Source organism: Methylobacterium phyllosphaerae, assembly GCF_001936175.1.
Taxonomy (GTDB): domain Bacteria; phylum Pseudomonadota; class Alphaproteobacteria; order Rhizobiales; family Beijerinckiaceae; genus Methylobacterium; species Methylobacterium fujisawaense.
In genome coordinates, this window is the sequence record NZ_CP015367.1 from 4775266 (window position 1) to 4790933 (window position 15668).

Sequence of the window (15668 nt, forward strand, 5' to 3'; positions counted from 1 at the left end):
GGATTCCGGGCGAGATCGGGGGCAAGGGGGCGCCGCGCGTACCTCTCTCGCCCCCCGGGACGGAGGCGGGAGGTGGCGGCGTCGCCGTCACGCCGAGGCGCGCAGGGCGCCGCGGGCGTCCTGGTCGTGCGCGTCGGCGGCGATCCAGCCCGACATCATCACCATCGGCATGCCGGGCCCCGGATGGGCGGCGCCCCCCGCGAGGTAGAGGCCGCGCACCTGCCGCGAACGGTTTCCAGGCTTGAATGCGCCCATCACCCGCCCGTGGGAGGCGAGACCGTAGATCGCGCCGTTCAGCACCTTGTAACGCTCGTGGATGTCCTGCGGCGTCAGGTGGCGCTCGACGACGATGCGCTCCTCCAGGTCCGGCATGCCGCCGGTGCGCTTGAGCTTGTCGAGGATCGTCCGGCGGTAATTCTGGAACAGCGGTCCGTCCGGACGCCAGTCGTGGTGCGGGCGCAGATACGGCGTATGCACGAGGACGTAGAGCGCCTCGCCACCCTCCGGCGCCACGCTCGGATCGGTGGAGGAGGGCGCCGCCAGATAGGCGGTCGGGTCGGGGGCCGGCTCGCCCTTGTTGTAGATGTAGTCGAACTCCTCTTCCGGATCCCGGGAGAAGACGAAGTCATGGTGGTTCAGGTGCTCGTAGCGCTTGTTCAGGCCGAGATAGAGCACCACGCCCGAGCAGGCCGGCTCGGGGTTCTTCTTGGCGTAGACCTTGGCCGCTTCGCCGCCGACGAGTTCGCGGTAGGTGCGGACCGAATCCATGTTGGAGATCACCGCGTCGAAGGGCGTGACGCCGTGGGCGGTCCGCACGCCCCGGACGGCGCCGTTCGCGGTCTCGATTCCGGTCACCTCGGTGTCGGTCTTGCAGGTGGCGCCGAGTTCCTGGGCGAGCTTCGCCAGCCCCTCCGCCACGGCGCGGGTGCCGCCCATCGGGTACCAGACGCCGTCGGCGGTCTGCATGTGCGCGATGGCGCAGAGCACCGCCGGCGCGCCGTAGGGCGAGGAGCCGACATATTGCACGAAGTGGTCGAGCATCTGCGCGAGCCGGGCGTCCTTGACCTTGCCGCGGATCGTCGAGGCGACGGAGGCGTGCATGCGCAGGGAGAGCACGTCGCGCAGCGTGCCCGGGTTCATGTTGGCGCGGATGTTGATCGTGTCGAACAGGTCTTCGACCGGCTTCCAGAAGAAGAACTTTTCCGAGACGCCGTGCAGGTGTTCCGAGATCGAGAGGAACTTCTTGTAGCCCTCGCCGGTGCCGGGCGCGAAGCGCTCCATGTCGCCGGCCATCCGCTCGACGTCCTGCATCAGGTCGATCTGGGTGCCGTCATCGAAGAAGCACCGCCATTGCGGGTCGAGGCGGCGCAGATCCATGTAGTCGTGGACCGAGCGGCCGGCTTCCGCGAAGATCCGTTCCAGCACCCGCGGCACGGTCAGGATGGTCGGGCCCATGTCGAAGCGGAAGCCGCCCTCATGGAGCACCGCCGCCTTTCCGCCGAGCCAGCCGTTCTTGTCGTAGACCGTCACGCGGTGTCCCCGCGCGGAAGCGACACACGCGGCCGCCAGACCGCCGAGTCCGCTGCCAATAACGGCCACCGTTGAATCCTGGCTCATCCTGATGGGTCGCTCCCCGGGCCTTCCACGAACGTGACCCGCGACAGCGAAGCTAGCCCCGGGGTCGTGCGGGTCAACGCGCCACCCGGTCGCGGCCGCATTCGGTCAATCCTCACCTGTGGACAGCCGGGTCAGAAAGTTGCCGATCTCGCGGCGGCGGCGATCCGCCTCCAGCACTTCCGGCCCCAATCCGTGGCGCCATGCGAGCCGGCGCACGGCTGTGGGCTCGCCTGTCTGAAGGCCTGCGATCTCGTCGGCATAGGCCGCCACCGTCTCCGGATCCTCCGCGAGGCCCGCCGCGACGATGGCCGTGTCGCACAGGCGGAGCATCGCGGCGACTTCGTCCAGGTCGAGTTCGGGATGATACTGCGTCCCCCAGAACCATCCGTCCCCCTGGCGGATCTCGATCGCCTGGATGCCGAGGATCCGGTTCCCGGCAAGCACGCGGGCGCCCGGCGGCGGTTGGAGCACCGCATCCGCGTGAATCGCGGGGGCGTCCCACGTGGCGGGCCGGCCGGCGAGGAGCGGATGGGTCCGGCCCTCCTCGGTCGGGGTAATGGAGCGGGCGAAGCCGTATTCCGGCCCGCGCGGGTTCTCGGCGGCCCGCCCGCCCGCCACCGTGGCGGCGACCTGCACGCCCCAGCACGATCCGAAGATCGCCAGCCCCGCGTCCAGGGCGGCCCGCATCAGCACGAGCTGCCGCCTCACCTCGGGCGTGCCCTCGGAAACTCTGAGCGTCGAGCCGGTGAAGATCACGCCGTCGACATCCGCGAGGGTCGCCGGGAGGGTGGCGTCGGCATCGGCGGGGCTGACGAGATGGCAGCTGATCTCCGGCCGAAGATCCCGGACCACGGCCGCGTAGGACTCGGCCGAGGTTCGGCCGGTGGCCGCGACGTGCCGGTCCCGGGCCGCGCGGTCGTTGCCGTCGGCGATGAGCAGGCGGAGCATGGGAGTTCCGTTGAGCGGGGCCGTGCGGCGGGGAAGCTGCATGTGCCCTCGCGGAGCCGCGGGGAAACGGCGCGGATCGTCGCGGGCCGAGCATGCCGCAGCCCGGAGCGGCTCCCGGAGCCCGTCGCAGGCGACCGGGTCGAAGCGCCCCCGGCCGGACGCACAGGGCAACGACCACGGTGTGACGGATGCCGAGCGCACGGGTCTTGGCGCGGGTCTCGGCACGGGCCAAGGGTCGGGCCAAGGGACGGAGCTCCCGCCCATCCCTCGGGCTGTCGAATATTATTTATTCGTTGGCGCATCCAAATGAATGATGCGCATTATCCCGCATACGATTTATATTAGGTCGGATCATTACTGAAATCGGGCTATGCTGGAGGGCGAAATGCCGGATTTCACAGGGGTCGAACTCTGTGTCCGAGAGGGGTGGGGTCTCCTCGTCCAAGACACGGAGGCCGTCCGTCGCGCGGCGCAGGCGGGCGCCTGCGCGGGGTCTCGCAGGACGGTCGTGCCGAGGCGTGCCGCGATCGACGACCGTCATTCGATGATCGAGCTGAACGGCAATTGCCTCGCCTTCGCGACGCTGCCCGATGCCGTGGGCCGGCCGGTTTCCGGAAGGCGGACCGGCTGTGCTCTCAGGGGGCACGGCCATGTCGGCGAAGTCCGCGCCTCGGCAACGCGCACGGGGCGGGATTATCCGATGACCTCGGAGGGCTCCCGGCAAGATCCTGACGGGTCGAGCGCGGACCCTCCGATATCCGTTCGGCCGGACTCCCGCAGCCATCCCCTCTCCGGGCAGGCGGGGCTGGAGACGGTGCTGCGGCCGCACCTGCAGTTCGGCGTGCCTGCCGCCTTGGGCGGATCGCCGTGGCGCAGCGCGCCGTGATCGTCTCGGGATCGCCTGGGACGTCTCAGATTCAATCGGTGAGGCGACCACATGTGGAGAGCCCTGCTGATATGGCCGGTGTTGCTCGTGATCGGCCTGACGCTTCCCGCATTCCGGACACGCTCGACTCCGCCCGTCCATCAGGCGGCCGAGATCGAGGCCCTGGTGAACCGGGCGGCCGAGGCGTTGGAAGACCGCGGCGCCGGGGCATTCGGAGAGTTCAGACGGAAAGGTAGCGTCTGGCGCTACGGGGACGTCTATCTGTTCGTCATCGACATGAAGGGGATCGTGCTGTTCAATGCCGCGCATCCGAACCGCGAGGGGCATGATCTTCTCGACGAGCGCGACGCCGACCGGAAGCAGTTCCACAGGGACTTCATCGAGGTTGTGGACCGCTTCGGTTCCGGCTGGGTCGATTACATGTTCCCGAAGCCCGGTCAGTCCGTCCCGACCGTGAAATGGAGCTACGTCTGCGCGACGCACGTCGCCGGTTCGGACGCGGTCATCGGTGCGGGCGTCTACGTCGAGTAACGCGGGTCCGATCCGCGCGCCCGATGGCTGCCCTACACGGTCCGCCGCGCCGCCAGGGTGAGGGCGAGGCCGAGCCCGCAGAGCGTCAGCGCGCCCAGCACCGCGAGCGACGGCGCTGCGGCGGAGAACCCTTCGCCGAGCGCGCTCTGATACGCCTCGATCGCCCAGGCATTGGGGGTGAGCCAGCCGGCCTGCTGCAGCCAGGGCGGCATCAGGAAACGCGGAACCATGGAGCCTCCCACCGCCGAGAGCAGCAGCACTCCGAAGGTCGAGGCGAGGTGCGCCTGCTGGCGCGAGCCAGCCAGCGCGCAGGCAGCGAGCGCGAGGCCGGCGGCCATCGCCGAGACGAGCAGGCAGGTGGCCAGGAAGGCCGGCCAGTGCGGCCCGATCTCGACTCCGTAGAGCAGCGCGGCGGCCAGGAAGATCAGCCCGGCCTGGACGAGACCCTGCAGCGTCAGGAAGGCGAACTTGCCGAGCACGACCACCGGCAGGCCGCCCGGACCGGCCATCAGCCGTTCGGCGAGGCCCGTCTCGCGCTCCTCGACCAGGGACATCGCGCCCTGCATCGCGGCGAAGAGCAGGAACACCGCTGTGATCGCACCGGCATAGTAGCTCACCCGCGCATTGGCGCTGCCAGCGGCGGTGCTGCGCCGCTCCACCAGGGCGGCGAAGCTGAACGGCTCCTTCTTGGCCCGCTGCTCCGCGAAGGCCTCGTCGAGGAAGCGGCGCTCGTCGGGGCCGATCTTGCCCGTGCGCTCGACGTCGGCAACGATCCGCGACAGGACCACGTCGGGCAGCGCCTCGTTCAGGACCCGCTGGAGCTGGCCCAGGGCAATCGGCGTCGCCAACGCCTTGGCGGGGTTCTCCACCAGCACCACCGGTTGATCGACAGACCCGGATGCGGCTTCCGCAGGCGCGGCGATCAGGTCGCCGCGCAGGACCAGCGCCACGTCGACCTCGCCCGCACGAACCGCCTGCGCCACGGCGGCAATGTCGGTGGCGGGCAGGCGCGTCACGCGCAGCGAGGGATCGGCCGCGAGGGCGTCGGCGAGGCGCTCGGTGGCGGCGGTGTGGGCCAGATCGGCCAGTCCGAGATGAATGCGGATCCGGTCGCCGATCGCCCCGGAGAAGATGGCCGCGAAGATTGAGAAGATCACCGTCGGCAGCACGAAGGCCATCACCAGCGCGGCCCGGTCGCGCAGGAGGGTCAGGAGCATCACGCGGAAGGCGGCGGCGATCATCCGGCTGCACCGACCCGGAGCGGCGTGGCCGCGGGATCCGTCAGCTCCCGCGGCCGGAGGGCGTCGAGGTAGAGCGTCTCCAGCCGTGGCGCCCGAACCCGGATCTCGGCCACGGGAACGCCCTGGGCGCGCAGCGCGCCGAGCAGGGCCGCGCCGTCGAGGCCGGAGCGCTCGACGGACCGCCAGACGAGGCCTCCCGCCTCGGCGGGCGCGAACCCGGCCCGGCGTAGCACACCCTCGGCCGGTCCCGTCGCCGGGACGGCGAGGCTCAGCTCCCGCTCGGGGGCGCCCGTGCGCAATTGCGCGAGCAGATCGGCGAGCCGGCCGGCGCGCACGACCCGACCCTGGGCCAGGAACGCAACCCGGGAGGCGAGGCGCTCCGCTTCGGCGAAGTCGTGCGTGGCGATCAGGATCGCGGTGCCGGCGGCCTTCAGGCGGTCGAGCACCGCGTGGATCGCGGCCCGGGCGGCGAGGTCGACGCCGCTGGTCGGCTCGTCGAGGAGAACCAGCCGGGGCCGGTTCATCAGGCTCGCCGCGATGTTGACCCGGCGCCGATATCCCCCCGACAGGACGCCCACCGGGCGTCGGGCCACGTCGGCGATGTCGGCCATGGTCAGGGCGGCCTCCACGGCGGCCTTCCGGTCGCGTCGGGCAACCCCCGCGAGCTGCCCGAAGACGCCGAGATTCTCCGAGACGGTCAGCCGGGGATAGAGGGCGATCTCCTGCGGCACCCAGCCGATGGCGCGGCGTGCGCGTCCCGCGCGATAGGGGTCCGCCTCGGCCACGCGCACCGATCCCGCGCTCGGACACAACCGCCCCGCGACGAGACGCATCAGCGAGGACTTGCCGGCCCCGTTCGGCCCGAGCAGCGCGAGGGTCTCGCCGGCCCCGAGCTCAAGATCGACCCGGTCCAGGACCCGTCGCCCGCGGAGGTCGAGGCCGACGTCCACGAGGCTGACGAGGGGGCCCTCCATCGTCTCACCGTCTCGGAAGGGCACGGCCAAGGCGCACCCGCAGGGCGGCGCCCGGTTCCCGCAGGGCGAAGGCCGCCTCGGCGAAATCGGGCCGCGCCCGGCGCCCGACGGCGCCCGAGAAGCCGTAGGGCTCCAGCGGCAGGCCGAGGCCGGTCCGGTCGAGGCGTCCGTTGCCGTTGGCGTCCTGATAGGCCGCAACCGCGTAGGTCCCCGGCGGAACGTCCCGGAAGGTGAACAGCGCCCGGTCGGCCGTCGCCGGCGAGTCGTCGCCCCGCAGGCACGACGTCTCCGAAAGACCGCCCTGACAGAGCGCCACGCGCACCTGACCGCCGCCCGGCTCGATCCCGTCGACCTCGACCTGAACGGCGGCGGCCGAGACGGGCAGGGCTGCGGCGCAGAGCCAAGCCGACAGGGCGATCGTCACGCGGCCTGTCGGCCCGCGGCCGTGTCTCCTCCGATCCGTCGCCGCGCTCACGAGGCCTCGCCGGAGGTCGCCAAGGGCGCCGTATCGGGAATGCCCGCCGTGGCGGCGGCGCGGGCGCCGGCCAGTTCCTCGATCAGCAACCGCGCCGAGATGCGGGCACCCTCGTAGATTACCGGCAGGCCGGAGCCCGGATGCGTGCCGCCGCCGACGATGTACAGCCCCGGTCCGAAGCGGTTGTGCGGGCGGAAATACAGCATCTGCATCAGGTCGTGGGCGAGGTTGAAGGTGGCGCCCTCATGGACGGCGAAATCCTCCTCCCACTGGGTCGGATCGATGATCCGCTCGTAGCGGATGCGGGATTCGAGATCGTCGATCCCGAGGAGCTTCAGACGCTCCAGGATCAGCGCGCGGTAGGTCTCCCGCAGCGTCGACCAGTCGATCCCCGCCTTGAGGTTCGGCACCGGAACCAGAACGTAGAGGGCCGTATGCCCGGGGGGCGCCATGCCGCCGTCCGTGTAGCCCGCGTGCTGCACGTACAGGGAGGGCTGCATCGGCAGCGTGCCCTCGGTGATCTCGCGGATGTTCTTCTCGTAGCCATCGGCCAGGAGGATCGTGTGATGCCCGAGGCTGTCGGGCATTTTCCCCTCGAGGCCGAGATACAGCATGAAGGTCGAGCAGGAGAGCCGGGCCTTCTGGATCTTGGCGTCGCGCCAGCGCGGCCGGTGCCGCTCCGGGACGAGGGCGCGGACGACCTTGGCGAAGTCGCCGTTGATCATCACTGCGTCGGCGTTGAAGGTTTCGCCGTCCGCCACCAGGCCGCAGGCGCGCTTGCCGTCGAACAGCACCCGCTCGACCGTGCTGTTCAGCCGGAGATCGACGCCCATGCGGCCGGCCAAGCCCGCCATGGCCTCCGAGACGGCGCCGCAACCGCCCACGGGGTGGTAGACCCCGTGCTCGTATTCGAGGAACGACAGGATGGTGAACAGGCTCGGGCACCGGAACGGCGACATCCCGAGGTATTTGGTCTGGAACGAGAAGGCGAGGCGCACCCGCGGGTCGGCGAAGTGGCGCTTGAGGTCGCGGTCGACGCTCCGGCCCGGATGCAGGTAGGGCAGGGCAGCCAGCATCGCCGGGCTCGCCATGCTGCGCAACGTGTGGAAGGCCTGTTCAAGGACCGGCTTGAAATAGTTCAGCTTGGTGCGGTTCTCGGCGAAGAAGGCTTTGACGTTCTTGGCGTCGTCCGGCGCGAGGCGGGCGATCTCCTGCTCCAGGCGCCCGACATCGCCCGTGGCGCTGATCGTCCCCGAAATGCCGTCCTGCCCCTCGAAAACGAGGTGGTACTGCGGGTCGAGCCGCTCGAGCTTGACGTGGTCTTCCAGCCGCTCCCCGCAGCTCGCGAAAATGTCCGCTAGAATCTGCGGATAGAGGAAGAACGTCGGTCCGATATCGAAGCGGTATCCGCCGGGCGCCTCAACGGTTTTCGTCCGGCCGCCGACTTGGGAATCCTTCTCGAAGATGGTGACATGGATCCCGGCCCGCGCCAGGAGCAGGGCAGAGGCAAGCCCACCTGGCCCGGCCCCGACCACGGCCACCCGGCGCCCGGTCAGCGCTCGCAACCCATCCCCAGACTGAAGCAACGTCCCCGACTCCTCACAGAATCCCGACACCCATGTGGCCAAGCTAGCTTGGCATCATCGCGCGGCAATTGCAGCCGTTTGTCGCGCGCAGAACGCTGTATACGATCATACCAGGGACACCCATTCGCAAGATTTGCGCAAGGCCGCCGTTGTCCCGGCCACCGAGGCGCCCGAGGGCGGGCCGGCCCGCAGGCCGCGGACCTGCGCGGGCCGAGACGCGGCCATCATCCGGGAGCCGCCGGTCGGCGGACATCCTGCGCCTCAGCACCGGCCCAGGCGTCGACACCATCCATGCCGGGGCCGGCCTCCGCCCGAAGGTCCCGCTGCCGACCGCCCCCTGCATCGGGCGCCCGGCCAGGGCGGCGATGCCGAGATCGGATTCCGGGCCCCGACCCGCCGGCGCCGCGCGCTCACGTCGGACCGAGGCGCCCCTGGCCGCGGGCGATGGTGAACAGGGCGATGCCCGCCGCCGTGGCGACGTTGAGCGAATCGAATCCGGCGGCCATGGGGATGCGGAGCGGCCGCGCCTGGGCCAGAGTCGCCGCGTCGAGGCCCGGCCCCTCGGTGCCGAGGATCAGGAGCGCCCGCGCCGGCACGGTGAGGGCATCCAGGGACTCGGTCGCCCCCGGGCTGAAGGCCAACGGCTGGAGGTCGAGGGCGTCGGCCAGCCGCAGCCAGTCCTGCCCCGCCGGGAGCCGCCCGAAGGGCTGGATCAGCGCGGCCCCGGCCGAAACCCGGATGCTCTTGCGATAGAGCGGATCGCAGCTCTCCCCGTCGAGGATCACCGCGTCGGCCCCGAAGGCGGCCGCGTTGCGGAAGGCGGCGCCGACATTGTCGTGATTGGTCAGGCCGGCAAGGCCGACCACCAGCGCGGGGGCGGGCGGCGGCGGCACGAGGGCGGTCGCCGCGGGTTCCGCGCCGCGCAGGCCGATGGCCAGGACCCCCCGGTGGATCGGGAAGCCGGTGACCGCGCTCATCACCACCTTGCTGGCGCAATAGACCGGAGGCGGCTCCGGGCAGGCGGCGACGTCGGCGACGAGGCTTGGCCAGCGCTCCGGGGCGATCAGGATCGATTCCGCGCGGAACCGGCTGCGGCGGCCGAGCAGCAGCCGCAGCGTCACCTCGCCCTCGACGATGAAGCGCCCGGCGCGGCCGACGAGGTCGCGCTCGCGCATCCGGGTATAGGGCTCCAGGCGGCGATCGTCCGGGTCGCCGAGGTCTTCCGGGTCCGGGGTCACCTCAGCCCTGGGCGCGCTCGGTGCGGTTCGCCAGCGGGTCGGCCTCGGCCTTGGTCGGCACCTTCACCAGCGCCTCGCCGTCGAGGACGGTCTCGCCCCCGACGGAGCACCGGCAGGCGAGGCGCGCCCGCCGCCGCTCGGGCATGAGTTCGGCCACCGTCACGGTGACGTCGACGACGTCGCCGATCCGCACCGGGGCGCGGAAGTTCAGGGTCTGGGAGATGTAGACGGCGCCCGGTCCGGGCAGGCGCGTGCCCAGCACCGCCGAGATCAGCCCGGCCGTGTACAGGCCGTGGGCGATGCGGGTGCCGAAGGGCGTGCGCGCGGCGAAGTGCTCGGACAGGTGGATCGGATTGCGGTCGCCGGTGATCTCGGCGAAACCCACCACATCCGACGAGGCGATGGTCTTCGACAGAGTCTCCGACAGTCCGACTTCGAGATCCTCGAAATAGAGCACGCGCAGTTCGGGCAGCATGACGCGGCAGACCTCCGGTTCGGGCCGGTCATTCGTCTCGTGCGGCCGGCTCCGGCAACGGCGTCGCACGATCCCGGCGCCGAATCCACCCGGACAAAGGCTGAAGGGCCTCGAACTTTCTTGAGCCGCCGACAGGGTTTTCTCAACAGCCGCTCGACAGAGCCGTGCGCGTCGGCGAAGAGGCGTCCCGTGATCGCCGATGATGTGCCCCCGCCCGCGCGGCCCGCCCTGCGCCCGGTCGTCGCCCGCGTGGCGGCGCTCAACCTCGGCTATTTCGGCATCGAGATCGCGGTGGCGCTCGCCATCGGCTCGGTGGCGCTGATCGCCGACAGCCTCGATTTCCTCGAGGACGCCGCGATCAACCTGCTGATCTACGCGGGCCTCGGCTGGAGCGCGCGCAACCGCGCCCGCCTCGGGACCGCCATGGCGGGCATCCTGCTGCTGCCGGCGCTGGCGGGCGCCTGGGCGGCCTACGGCAAGATCGCCGATTTCACCGCCCCCGCCGCTCTGCCCCTGACCCTCGCGGGGCTCGGGGCACTGGCCGTCAACCTCACCTGCGCGCTGATGCTCGCCCGGCATCGCTCCGGCTCGGGCAGCCTGACCCGGGCGGCCTATCTCTCGGCACGCAACGACGCCTACGCCAATCTGGCGATCATCGCCGCCGGCCTCGTGACGGCCCTCCACCCATCCCCCTGGCCCGACCTCGTCGTGGCGGCCGGGATCGCGATCCTCAACGCCGACTCGGCCGCCGACATCCTCAAGGCGGCCGCGGCCGAGCGCAGAGCCGCACGATAGCGGCCCCTCAGCAGCGACCATCATGCGCATCTTCCCCATCTCGGATCTGCACCTGGAGCGACGCCGCCTCGACCTGATCGCGCCGCCCGCAGAGCCGTTCGACCTGCTCGCCTGCCCCGGCGACCTCCACGAAGGGCATCCCGAACGGGGGCTCGCGGCCCTGCTGCATCTCGCCCAGGGGCGGCCGATCGTGCTGGTGCCGGGCAACCACGAGCGCTATGCCCCGACCGGGGACCGGCGCACCGCACCGGAGCTGCTCGCCGCCCTGGAAGGTGAGGTCGCCCGGCTCAACGAGCTGGGTGCCCGGATCCATCTGCTCCAGCGCGCGCAGAGCTGCGTCATCGACGGCGTCCGCTTCGTCGGCACCACCCTGTGGAGCGACTGGGACCTCGCCGGGCGCTGGCTCGCCCCGGATGCCCCGGACCGGCCCGCCGATCCGGTGGCCTACGCGGCCGCCCGCATGACCGATCCTGTGACGGGCTCGCGGGAATATCTCGGCGCGATCCGCAAGGCCGACGGCAGTCCCTGGCAGCCCGCGGACGCGATGGCGGAGCACCGGATCGAGCGGGCCGCCCTGCACGCGGCGCTGCGGATCCCGCACGACGGTCCGACCGTCGTGGTGACCCATCACCCGGCGAGCCCGTTGGCCGCGGACCGGTTCCGGGACGTGGCCGGCGTTCCCTGGTGGGTGCCGGCCTTCTATGCCAGCACGGCCCTCGACGCCCTTTCCGATCCCGCGCGACCGGCGCTGTGGATCTCCGGGCATTTCCACGCGGGCCACGACCTCGCGGTCGGGCGCTGCCGCTGGGTCTCGAACCCGGTGGAGGGCGCGACCTACCGCTGCGATTTCGTCGTGGAAGTCGAGAACCGGTGATTTAGTCCCGTCCCAAGAGATCGGACCGTCGAGGCTGTGCCGTTGCGCACGGCTTGGCCGTAACGGCGGGATGTTGTCGGAGCGAGCGCCCGTCCAACCCTGATCGGCCCCGCATCCCGGGGCTCAGGTTCGGGGTTCTCATGGTCGGATTTAGCCTGACGTCACGCGGGTTCGCGGCGGTGGTTCTTGCCGTCACCGCTCCCATCTCCGTCGCGTCGACGGCGACGGGCGCCCGGGCGGCCTCCGCTGCGCAGCCGGGGCAGACGGTCGGTCTGCCGGTGGGCGATCAGCTTCCCGTCGGCCTGTATTTCGTGAACCTGTCGAGCTTCGGCGTGCGCGGCACCCGCCCGCGGGATTCCGCAACCAACGTCAACCTGCCGACCTTCGCGTGGGCGACGCCCTGGGACGTCGCGGGCGCGCGCCTGCAATTCTTCTTCACCCAGCCGATCGCGGCCGCGAGCAGCCAGGGGGCGCCCTACCAGAGCGGCGTCGGCCAGCAATTGCTCGCCGCGCAGCTCGCCTGGGATCTCGGCGGGGATGTGGGTGTCAGCTACCTGTTCGGCGGCTACCTGCCGATCCAGACGCGCTTCCTGACCCAGTCCGCCTCGCTGACCCACCGCTTCGCGGTCAGCTACACCGGCCAGGGCTGGAACCTCACGGCGAACCTGCTCTACGGCGTCTTCCTCGACCCGCGCTCGCCCAGCGGCACCCTGTACCCGGACTACCTGAACCTCGACCTGACCATGACGAAGAAGTTCGGCGCGTGGCAGGTCGGCGCGGTGGCGTTCGGGTCGACGGACCTTCCCACCGGGGTGGCGAGCTACCGCCCGCAGGGGCAGATCGCGGTGGGCGGTCTCGTCGGCTACAATTTCGGACCCGTGAACCTCCAGGCCTACCTCACCCACGACGTGGTCGAGCGCAATTACGGCGGCCGCGAGGTCCGCGGCTGGCTGCGGGCGATCGTGCCGCTGTACCAGGACAAGAACGAGGTCGAGCCGGGCCGCACCCTGGTGACGCGGCGGCAGGCCGAGTAGCCAAGCCGGCTGACGCTGTCCGGGCTGGCGTCATCCCGGGCGCAGGCGGCGGATCCGCGCCCCGGCTGACGGGGCGCGGCAGAGCCTTCAGCCGTGCACCAGTACGTTGCGGAACTGCCAGGGATCGCTGGTGTCGATGTCCTCCGGGAACAGGCCCGGGCGGTCGGTGAGCGGCGTCCAGTCCGTGTACACGCCCACGACCGGACCGAGATACGGGGTCTGGACCTCCAGGCAGCGGCGGAAATCCATCTCGTCGGCCTCGACGATGCCGGCCTCCGGGTTCTCCAGGGCCCAGACCATGCCGGCCAGTACCGCCGAGGTCACCTGCAGGCCGGTGGCGTTCTGGTACGGTGCGACCCGGCGGGTCTCCTCGATGGAGAGCTGCGAGCCGTACCAGTAGGCGTTCTTCTTGTGGCCGTAGACGAGCACGCCGAGCTCGTCGATGCCGTCGACGATCTCGGTCTCGTCGAGGATGTGCTGCTGCTCCTGCACCTTGGCCGCCTTGCCGAACATCTCGTGGAGCGACAGCACGGCGTCGTCGGCCGGGTGGTAGGCGTAGTGGCAGGTGGGCCGGAAGACCGGCTTATCGCCCTCGCGCACCGTGTAGTAGTCGGCGATCGAGATCGCCTCGTTGTGGGTCACGAGGAAGCCGAACTGCGAGCCGGCGGTCGGGACCCAGGTGCGCACCCGCGTGTCGGCCCCCGGCTGCAGCAGATAGATCGCGCAGCGCGAGCCCTTCTCCTGCTCGCGGGCGTTGTCGGGCTTCCAGGTCTCGTGCGTGCCCCAGCCGAGCTCGGCCGGCTGGTTGCCCTCGGAGACGAAGCCCTCGACCGACCACGTGTTGACGAAGACGCCGCGCGGCTTCGGATTCTTGGCGCGCTGCGTGTCCCGCTCGGCGATGTGGACGCCCTTCACGCCCAGATCCTTCATCAGGGCGGCCCACTCGGCCTTGGTCTTGGGCTCCGGCCGCTCCAGGCCGGTATCCTGGGCGATATTCAGGAGCGCCTGCTTGACGAACCACGAGACCATGCCGGGATTGGCGCCGCAGCAGGAGACCGCCGTGGTGCCGCCCGGCTTCTGCTCGCGGGCATCGAGGATGTTCTCGCGCAGGGCGTAATTGGTGCGGTCGCCCTGGCTCTTGGTCTTGTCGAAGTAGAAGCCCGGCCAGGGCTCGGCCACGGTGTCGATGTAGAGGGCGCCGAGTTCGCGGCACAGCTCCATGATCGCCCGCGAGGAGGTGTCGACCGACAGGTTCACGCAGAAGCCCTGGCCGCCGCCTTCGGTGAGGAGCGGGGTGAGCACGTCGCGGTAGTTCTCCGGCGTCAGCGCCACCTTCTCGAAGCGCAGGCCGTGCTTCTCGGCGAGGGCGCGATGCGTGTCGACCGGGTCGATCACCGTGAAGCGGGCCCGATCATACTCGAAATGGCGCTCGATGAGCGGCAGGGTGCCCCGGCCGATCGAGCCGAAGCCGATCATCACGATGGGGCCGGTGATCCGGCCGTGGATCGGGTGACGGGTCGGCTGATCGGTCATGCGGGATATCCTCGTTGGCGGATGCCGGGCGCGTCCGCTCATCTGGCTCGCGGGCGGGTTATGGCGCGCGTGTGACAGTGCAGCGACAGGCCCGCGCCGCCGGAGCGGTGCCGGTGCGGTCCAGGGGCCGAGTCGCCGGAAGCGCGCTCAATGGCCGCTCGCCCGTCGCCGGTCAACCGCGCGGATCCGCGCCTTCGTTAACGGCATCTTGCACGCGCCGGGTCGAAACCATGACCTCGACGCATGCGCCCCCCGCCCTGGAACGGATGGCAGGCTCCGCGTGCAGGGCTCATATTGCAGTGCAGCAAGGTCACCGAGAGGACCGCAGGAACTGGGGAGCGTGGAAACGCCCGGGCCCTCGCACTCCGAGTCCGTCATGCTCGCGCTCATAACCTCCCGGATCCCCGGCCCGGCCGTCGAGACCGCCGACCGTGATCCCGGCTTCCTCACCCTCGTCTTTGTGGTCGCCCGTGGCCTGCGCAACGGAGCGGAGACCGCCTTCGCGCGCCGCTGCGCCCTGGCCCGCGCCGTCGGCGGCCCGAATCCGCTCTGAGGGCGGCCCCCGACCCACTGACGATGCTCCGGACGATTGCGTCGCCCCGGCTAGGGCATTAGGCGGCTCTGCCGTCCAATGGCTTCGGGGGATCGTGATTCCATGCCGACATTTCGTGCGCATCTGCGTCTCAGCCTGATCGCGACCTTGCTCACGGCGGTCCCGATCCTGGCGGCGCGCGCACAGGATGCCGAGCCCGAGGCCGCGCCGGCCGCCGAGGCACCCGCCAAGGCCCGTCCCAAGCCCCGGCCGAAGCCCGTCCCCCACAAGGCGGCCAAGCCCGCGGAGGCCGCCAAGCCCGCCGAGGCGGCGAAGTCCGAGGCGGCCGCCACGCCTGCGGCGGCGCCGGCCCACGCCGCGTGGCCCACCGGAGCCAGCACCGTCAGCGAGAGCTACGGCGACTGGACGATGACCTGCACGCGTCCGAACGAGAAGGTCACCTGCATCGTGGCCCAGGCGCAGGGTGATTCGCAGACCGGCCGGCGCAAGTTCGGCATCGAGCTGCAGACGCCGGCGAACGGCCGCTCCGAGGGGATCGTGCTGATGCCCTTCGGACTCGCCATCGAGCCGGGCGTGACCTTCAAGCTCGACGAGCAGACCCTGGGCAAGGGCGCGCCCTACACGACCTGCAGCGCCGAGGGCTGCATCGTGGCGATCAGCTTCCCGACGCTGGCCCTCGACGGGATGCGCACCGCCAAGGCGCTCACCGTGACCGGTCAGAAGGCGGGGGGCACCGAACCGGCCACCGTCTCGGTGCCGCTGGTGGGTTTCCCCCAGGCCTTCGACCGGGCCGTCGCCCTCAGCGGCTGAGGCCCGTCGCCTTTTCCGGTTACGGTTAAGCCAGCGTTAGCCGCAGCGCGGCAGGATCCCGCCGAGATGTGGCGCCGCGCGCCGCGGCGCGTCCAGTG

15 protein-coding genes are annotated in these 15668 nt (G+C 70.9%); 6 read left to right on the top strand and 9 right to left on the bottom strand.

Features of this window, described 5'->3' with window-relative positions:
- Nucleotides 1-87: 87 nt before the first annotated feature.
- Nucleotides 88-1617 (bottom strand): phytoene desaturase family protein, encoded by a 1530-nt coding sequence (locus MCBMB27_RS21805; RefSeq protein ID WP_043760156.1) that lies wholly within the window; start codon nucleotides 1615-1617, stop codon nucleotides 88-90.
- Nucleotides 1618-1722: 105 nt separating this feature from the next.
- Nucleotides 1723-2565: a type 1 glutamine amidotransferase gene (locus MCBMB27_RS21810; protein WP_043760158.1), complete on the bottom strand. Its 843-nt coding sequence runs from the start codon at nucleotides 2563-2565 to the stop codon at nucleotides 1723-1725.
- 964 nt (nucleotides 2566-3529) lie between these two features.
- On the opposite strand from MCBMB27_RS21810, the gene MCBMB27_RS21820 reads away from it, so the two are divergent.
- On the top strand, nucleotides 3530-3982 hold the full coding sequence (locus MCBMB27_RS21820) for a cache domain-containing protein (RefSeq protein WP_236952780.1): 453 nt from the start codon (nucleotides 3530-3532) through the stop codon (nucleotides 3980-3982).
- A gap of 32 nt (nucleotides 3983-4014) precedes the next feature.
- On the opposite strand, the gene MCBMB27_RS21825 is transcribed toward MCBMB27_RS21820, so the two are convergent.
- From MCBMB27_RS21825 to croR, 6 genes are all read right to left on the bottom strand, one after another.
- Entirely contained in the window at nucleotides 4015-5223 is a 1209-nt protein-coding gene (locus MCBMB27_RS21825) for an ABC transporter permease (RefSeq protein ID WP_043386036.1), read from the bottom strand.
- A complete protein-coding gene (locus MCBMB27_RS21830) occupies nucleotides 5220-6197 on the bottom strand; it encodes an ABC transporter ATP-binding protein (protein WP_043350168.1) in 978 nt (325 codons plus the stop codon). Before MCBMB27_RS21830 ends, MCBMB27_RS21825 begins: the two co-directional genes overlap by 4 nt.
- Before the next feature lie 4 nt (nucleotides 6198-6201).
- On the bottom strand, nucleotides 6202-6621 hold the full coding sequence (locus tag MCBMB27_RS21835) for a DUF2141 domain-containing protein (protein ID WP_043350167.1): 420 nt from the start codon (nucleotides 6619-6621) through the stop codon (nucleotides 6202-6204).
- Between the two features lie 47 nt (nucleotides 6622-6668).
- Complete coding sequence (gene crtI, locus MCBMB27_RS21840) at nucleotides 6669-8258, bottom strand: phytoene desaturase family protein (RefSeq protein ID WP_043350165.1); 1590 nt, start codon at nucleotides 8256-8258, stop codon at nucleotides 6669-6671.
- 410 nt (nucleotides 8259-8668) lie between these two features.
- Entirely contained in the window at nucleotides 8669-9496 is an 828-nt protein-coding gene (locus tag MCBMB27_RS21845; RefSeq protein ID WP_170861829.1) for a TrmH family RNA methyltransferase, read from the bottom strand.
- Nucleotide 9497: 1 nt separating this feature from the next.
- Nucleotides 9498-9971 carry a 3-hydroxybutyryl-CoA dehydratase gene (gene croR, locus MCBMB27_RS21850; protein ID WP_043386041.1) on the bottom strand — a complete coding sequence of 158 codons (474 nt, stop codon included), beginning with the start codon at nucleotides 9969-9971 and terminating at the stop codon, nucleotides 9498-9500.
- 189 nt (nucleotides 9972-10160) lie between these two features.
- Here croR and MCBMB27_RS21855 point away from each other — a divergent pair, with 189 nt between their 5' ends.
- From MCBMB27_RS21855 to MCBMB27_RS21865, 3 genes are all read left to right on the top strand, one after another.
- Entirely contained in the window at nucleotides 10161-10766 is a 606-nt protein-coding gene (locus tag MCBMB27_RS21855) for a cation efflux transmembrane domain-containing protein (protein WP_170861830.1), read from the top strand.
- Nucleotides 10767-10788: 22 nt separating this feature from the next.
- A complete protein-coding gene (locus MCBMB27_RS21860) occupies nucleotides 10789-11640 on the top strand; it encodes a metallophosphoesterase (RefSeq protein WP_170861831.1) in 852 nt (283 codons plus the stop codon).
- 140 nt (nucleotides 11641-11780) lie between these two features.
- On the top strand, nucleotides 11781-12674 hold the full coding sequence (locus tag MCBMB27_RS21865; RefSeq protein ID WP_043350152.1) for a transporter: 894 nt from the start codon (nucleotides 11781-11783) through the stop codon (nucleotides 12672-12674).
- Nucleotides 12675-12761: 87 nt separating this feature from the next.
- On the opposite strand, the gene MCBMB27_RS21870 is transcribed toward MCBMB27_RS21865, so the two are convergent.
- Nucleotides 12762-14207: a homospermidine synthase gene (locus tag MCBMB27_RS21870; protein WP_043350149.1), complete on the bottom strand. Its 1446-nt coding sequence runs from the start codon at nucleotides 14205-14207 to the stop codon at nucleotides 12762-12764.
- Between the two features lie 376 nt (nucleotides 14208-14583).
- Here MCBMB27_RS21870 and MCBMB27_RS30300 point away from each other — a divergent pair, with 376 nt between their 5' ends.
- Together MCBMB27_RS30300 and MCBMB27_RS21875 are read left to right on the top strand one after the other, a co-directional pair.
- A complete protein-coding gene (locus MCBMB27_RS30300) occupies nucleotides 14584-14760 on the top strand; it encodes a hypothetical protein (RefSeq protein ID WP_167380422.1) in 177 nt (58 codons plus the stop codon).
- Nucleotides 14761-14862: 102 nt separating this feature from the next.
- Complete coding sequence (locus MCBMB27_RS21875) at nucleotides 14863-15570, top strand: invasion associated locus B family protein (protein WP_043760167.1); 708 nt, start codon at nucleotides 14863-14865, stop codon at nucleotides 15568-15570.
- The last annotated feature ends 98 nt before the right edge of the window (nucleotides 15571-15668 follow it).

Coding starts and splice junctions, on each gene's coding strand:
- MCBMB27_RS21805 (WP_043760156.1), bottom strand. CDS start 1,617: ATGAGCCAGGATTCAACGGTGGCCGTTATTGGCAGCGGACTCGGCGGT.
- MCBMB27_RS21810 (WP_043760158.1), bottom strand. CDS start 2,565: ATGCTCCGCCTGCTCATCGCCGACGGCAACGACCGCGCGGCCCGGGAC.
- MCBMB27_RS21825 (WP_043386036.1), bottom strand. CDS start 5,223: ATGATCGCCGCCGCCTTCCGCGTGATGCTCCTGACCCTCCTGCGCGAC.
- MCBMB27_RS21830 (WP_043350168.1), bottom strand. CDS start 6,197: ATGGAGGGCCCCCTCGTCAGCCTCGTGGACGTCGGCCTCGACCTCCGC.
- croR (WP_043386041.1), bottom strand. CDS start 9,971: ATGCTGCCCGAACTGCGCGTGCTCTATTTCGAGGATCTCGAAGTCGGA.
- MCBMB27_RS21860 (WP_170861831.1), top strand. CDS start 10,789: ATGCGCATCTTCCCCATCTCGGATCTGCACCTGGAGCGACGCCGCCTC.
- MCBMB27_RS21865 (WP_043350152.1), top strand. CDS start 11,781: ATGGTCGGATTTAGCCTGACGTCACGCGGGTTCGCGGCGGTGGTTCTT.
- MCBMB27_RS21870 (WP_043350149.1), bottom strand. CDS start 14,207: ATGACCGATCAGCCGACCCGTCACCCGATCCACGGCCGGATCACCGGC.
- MCBMB27_RS30300 (WP_167380422.1), top strand. CDS start 14,584: ATGCTCGCGCTCATAACCTCCCGGATCCCCGGCCCGGCCGTCGAGACC.
- MCBMB27_RS21875 (WP_043760167.1), top strand. CDS start 14,863: ATGCCGACATTTCGTGCGCATCTGCGTCTCAGCCTGATCGCGACCTTG.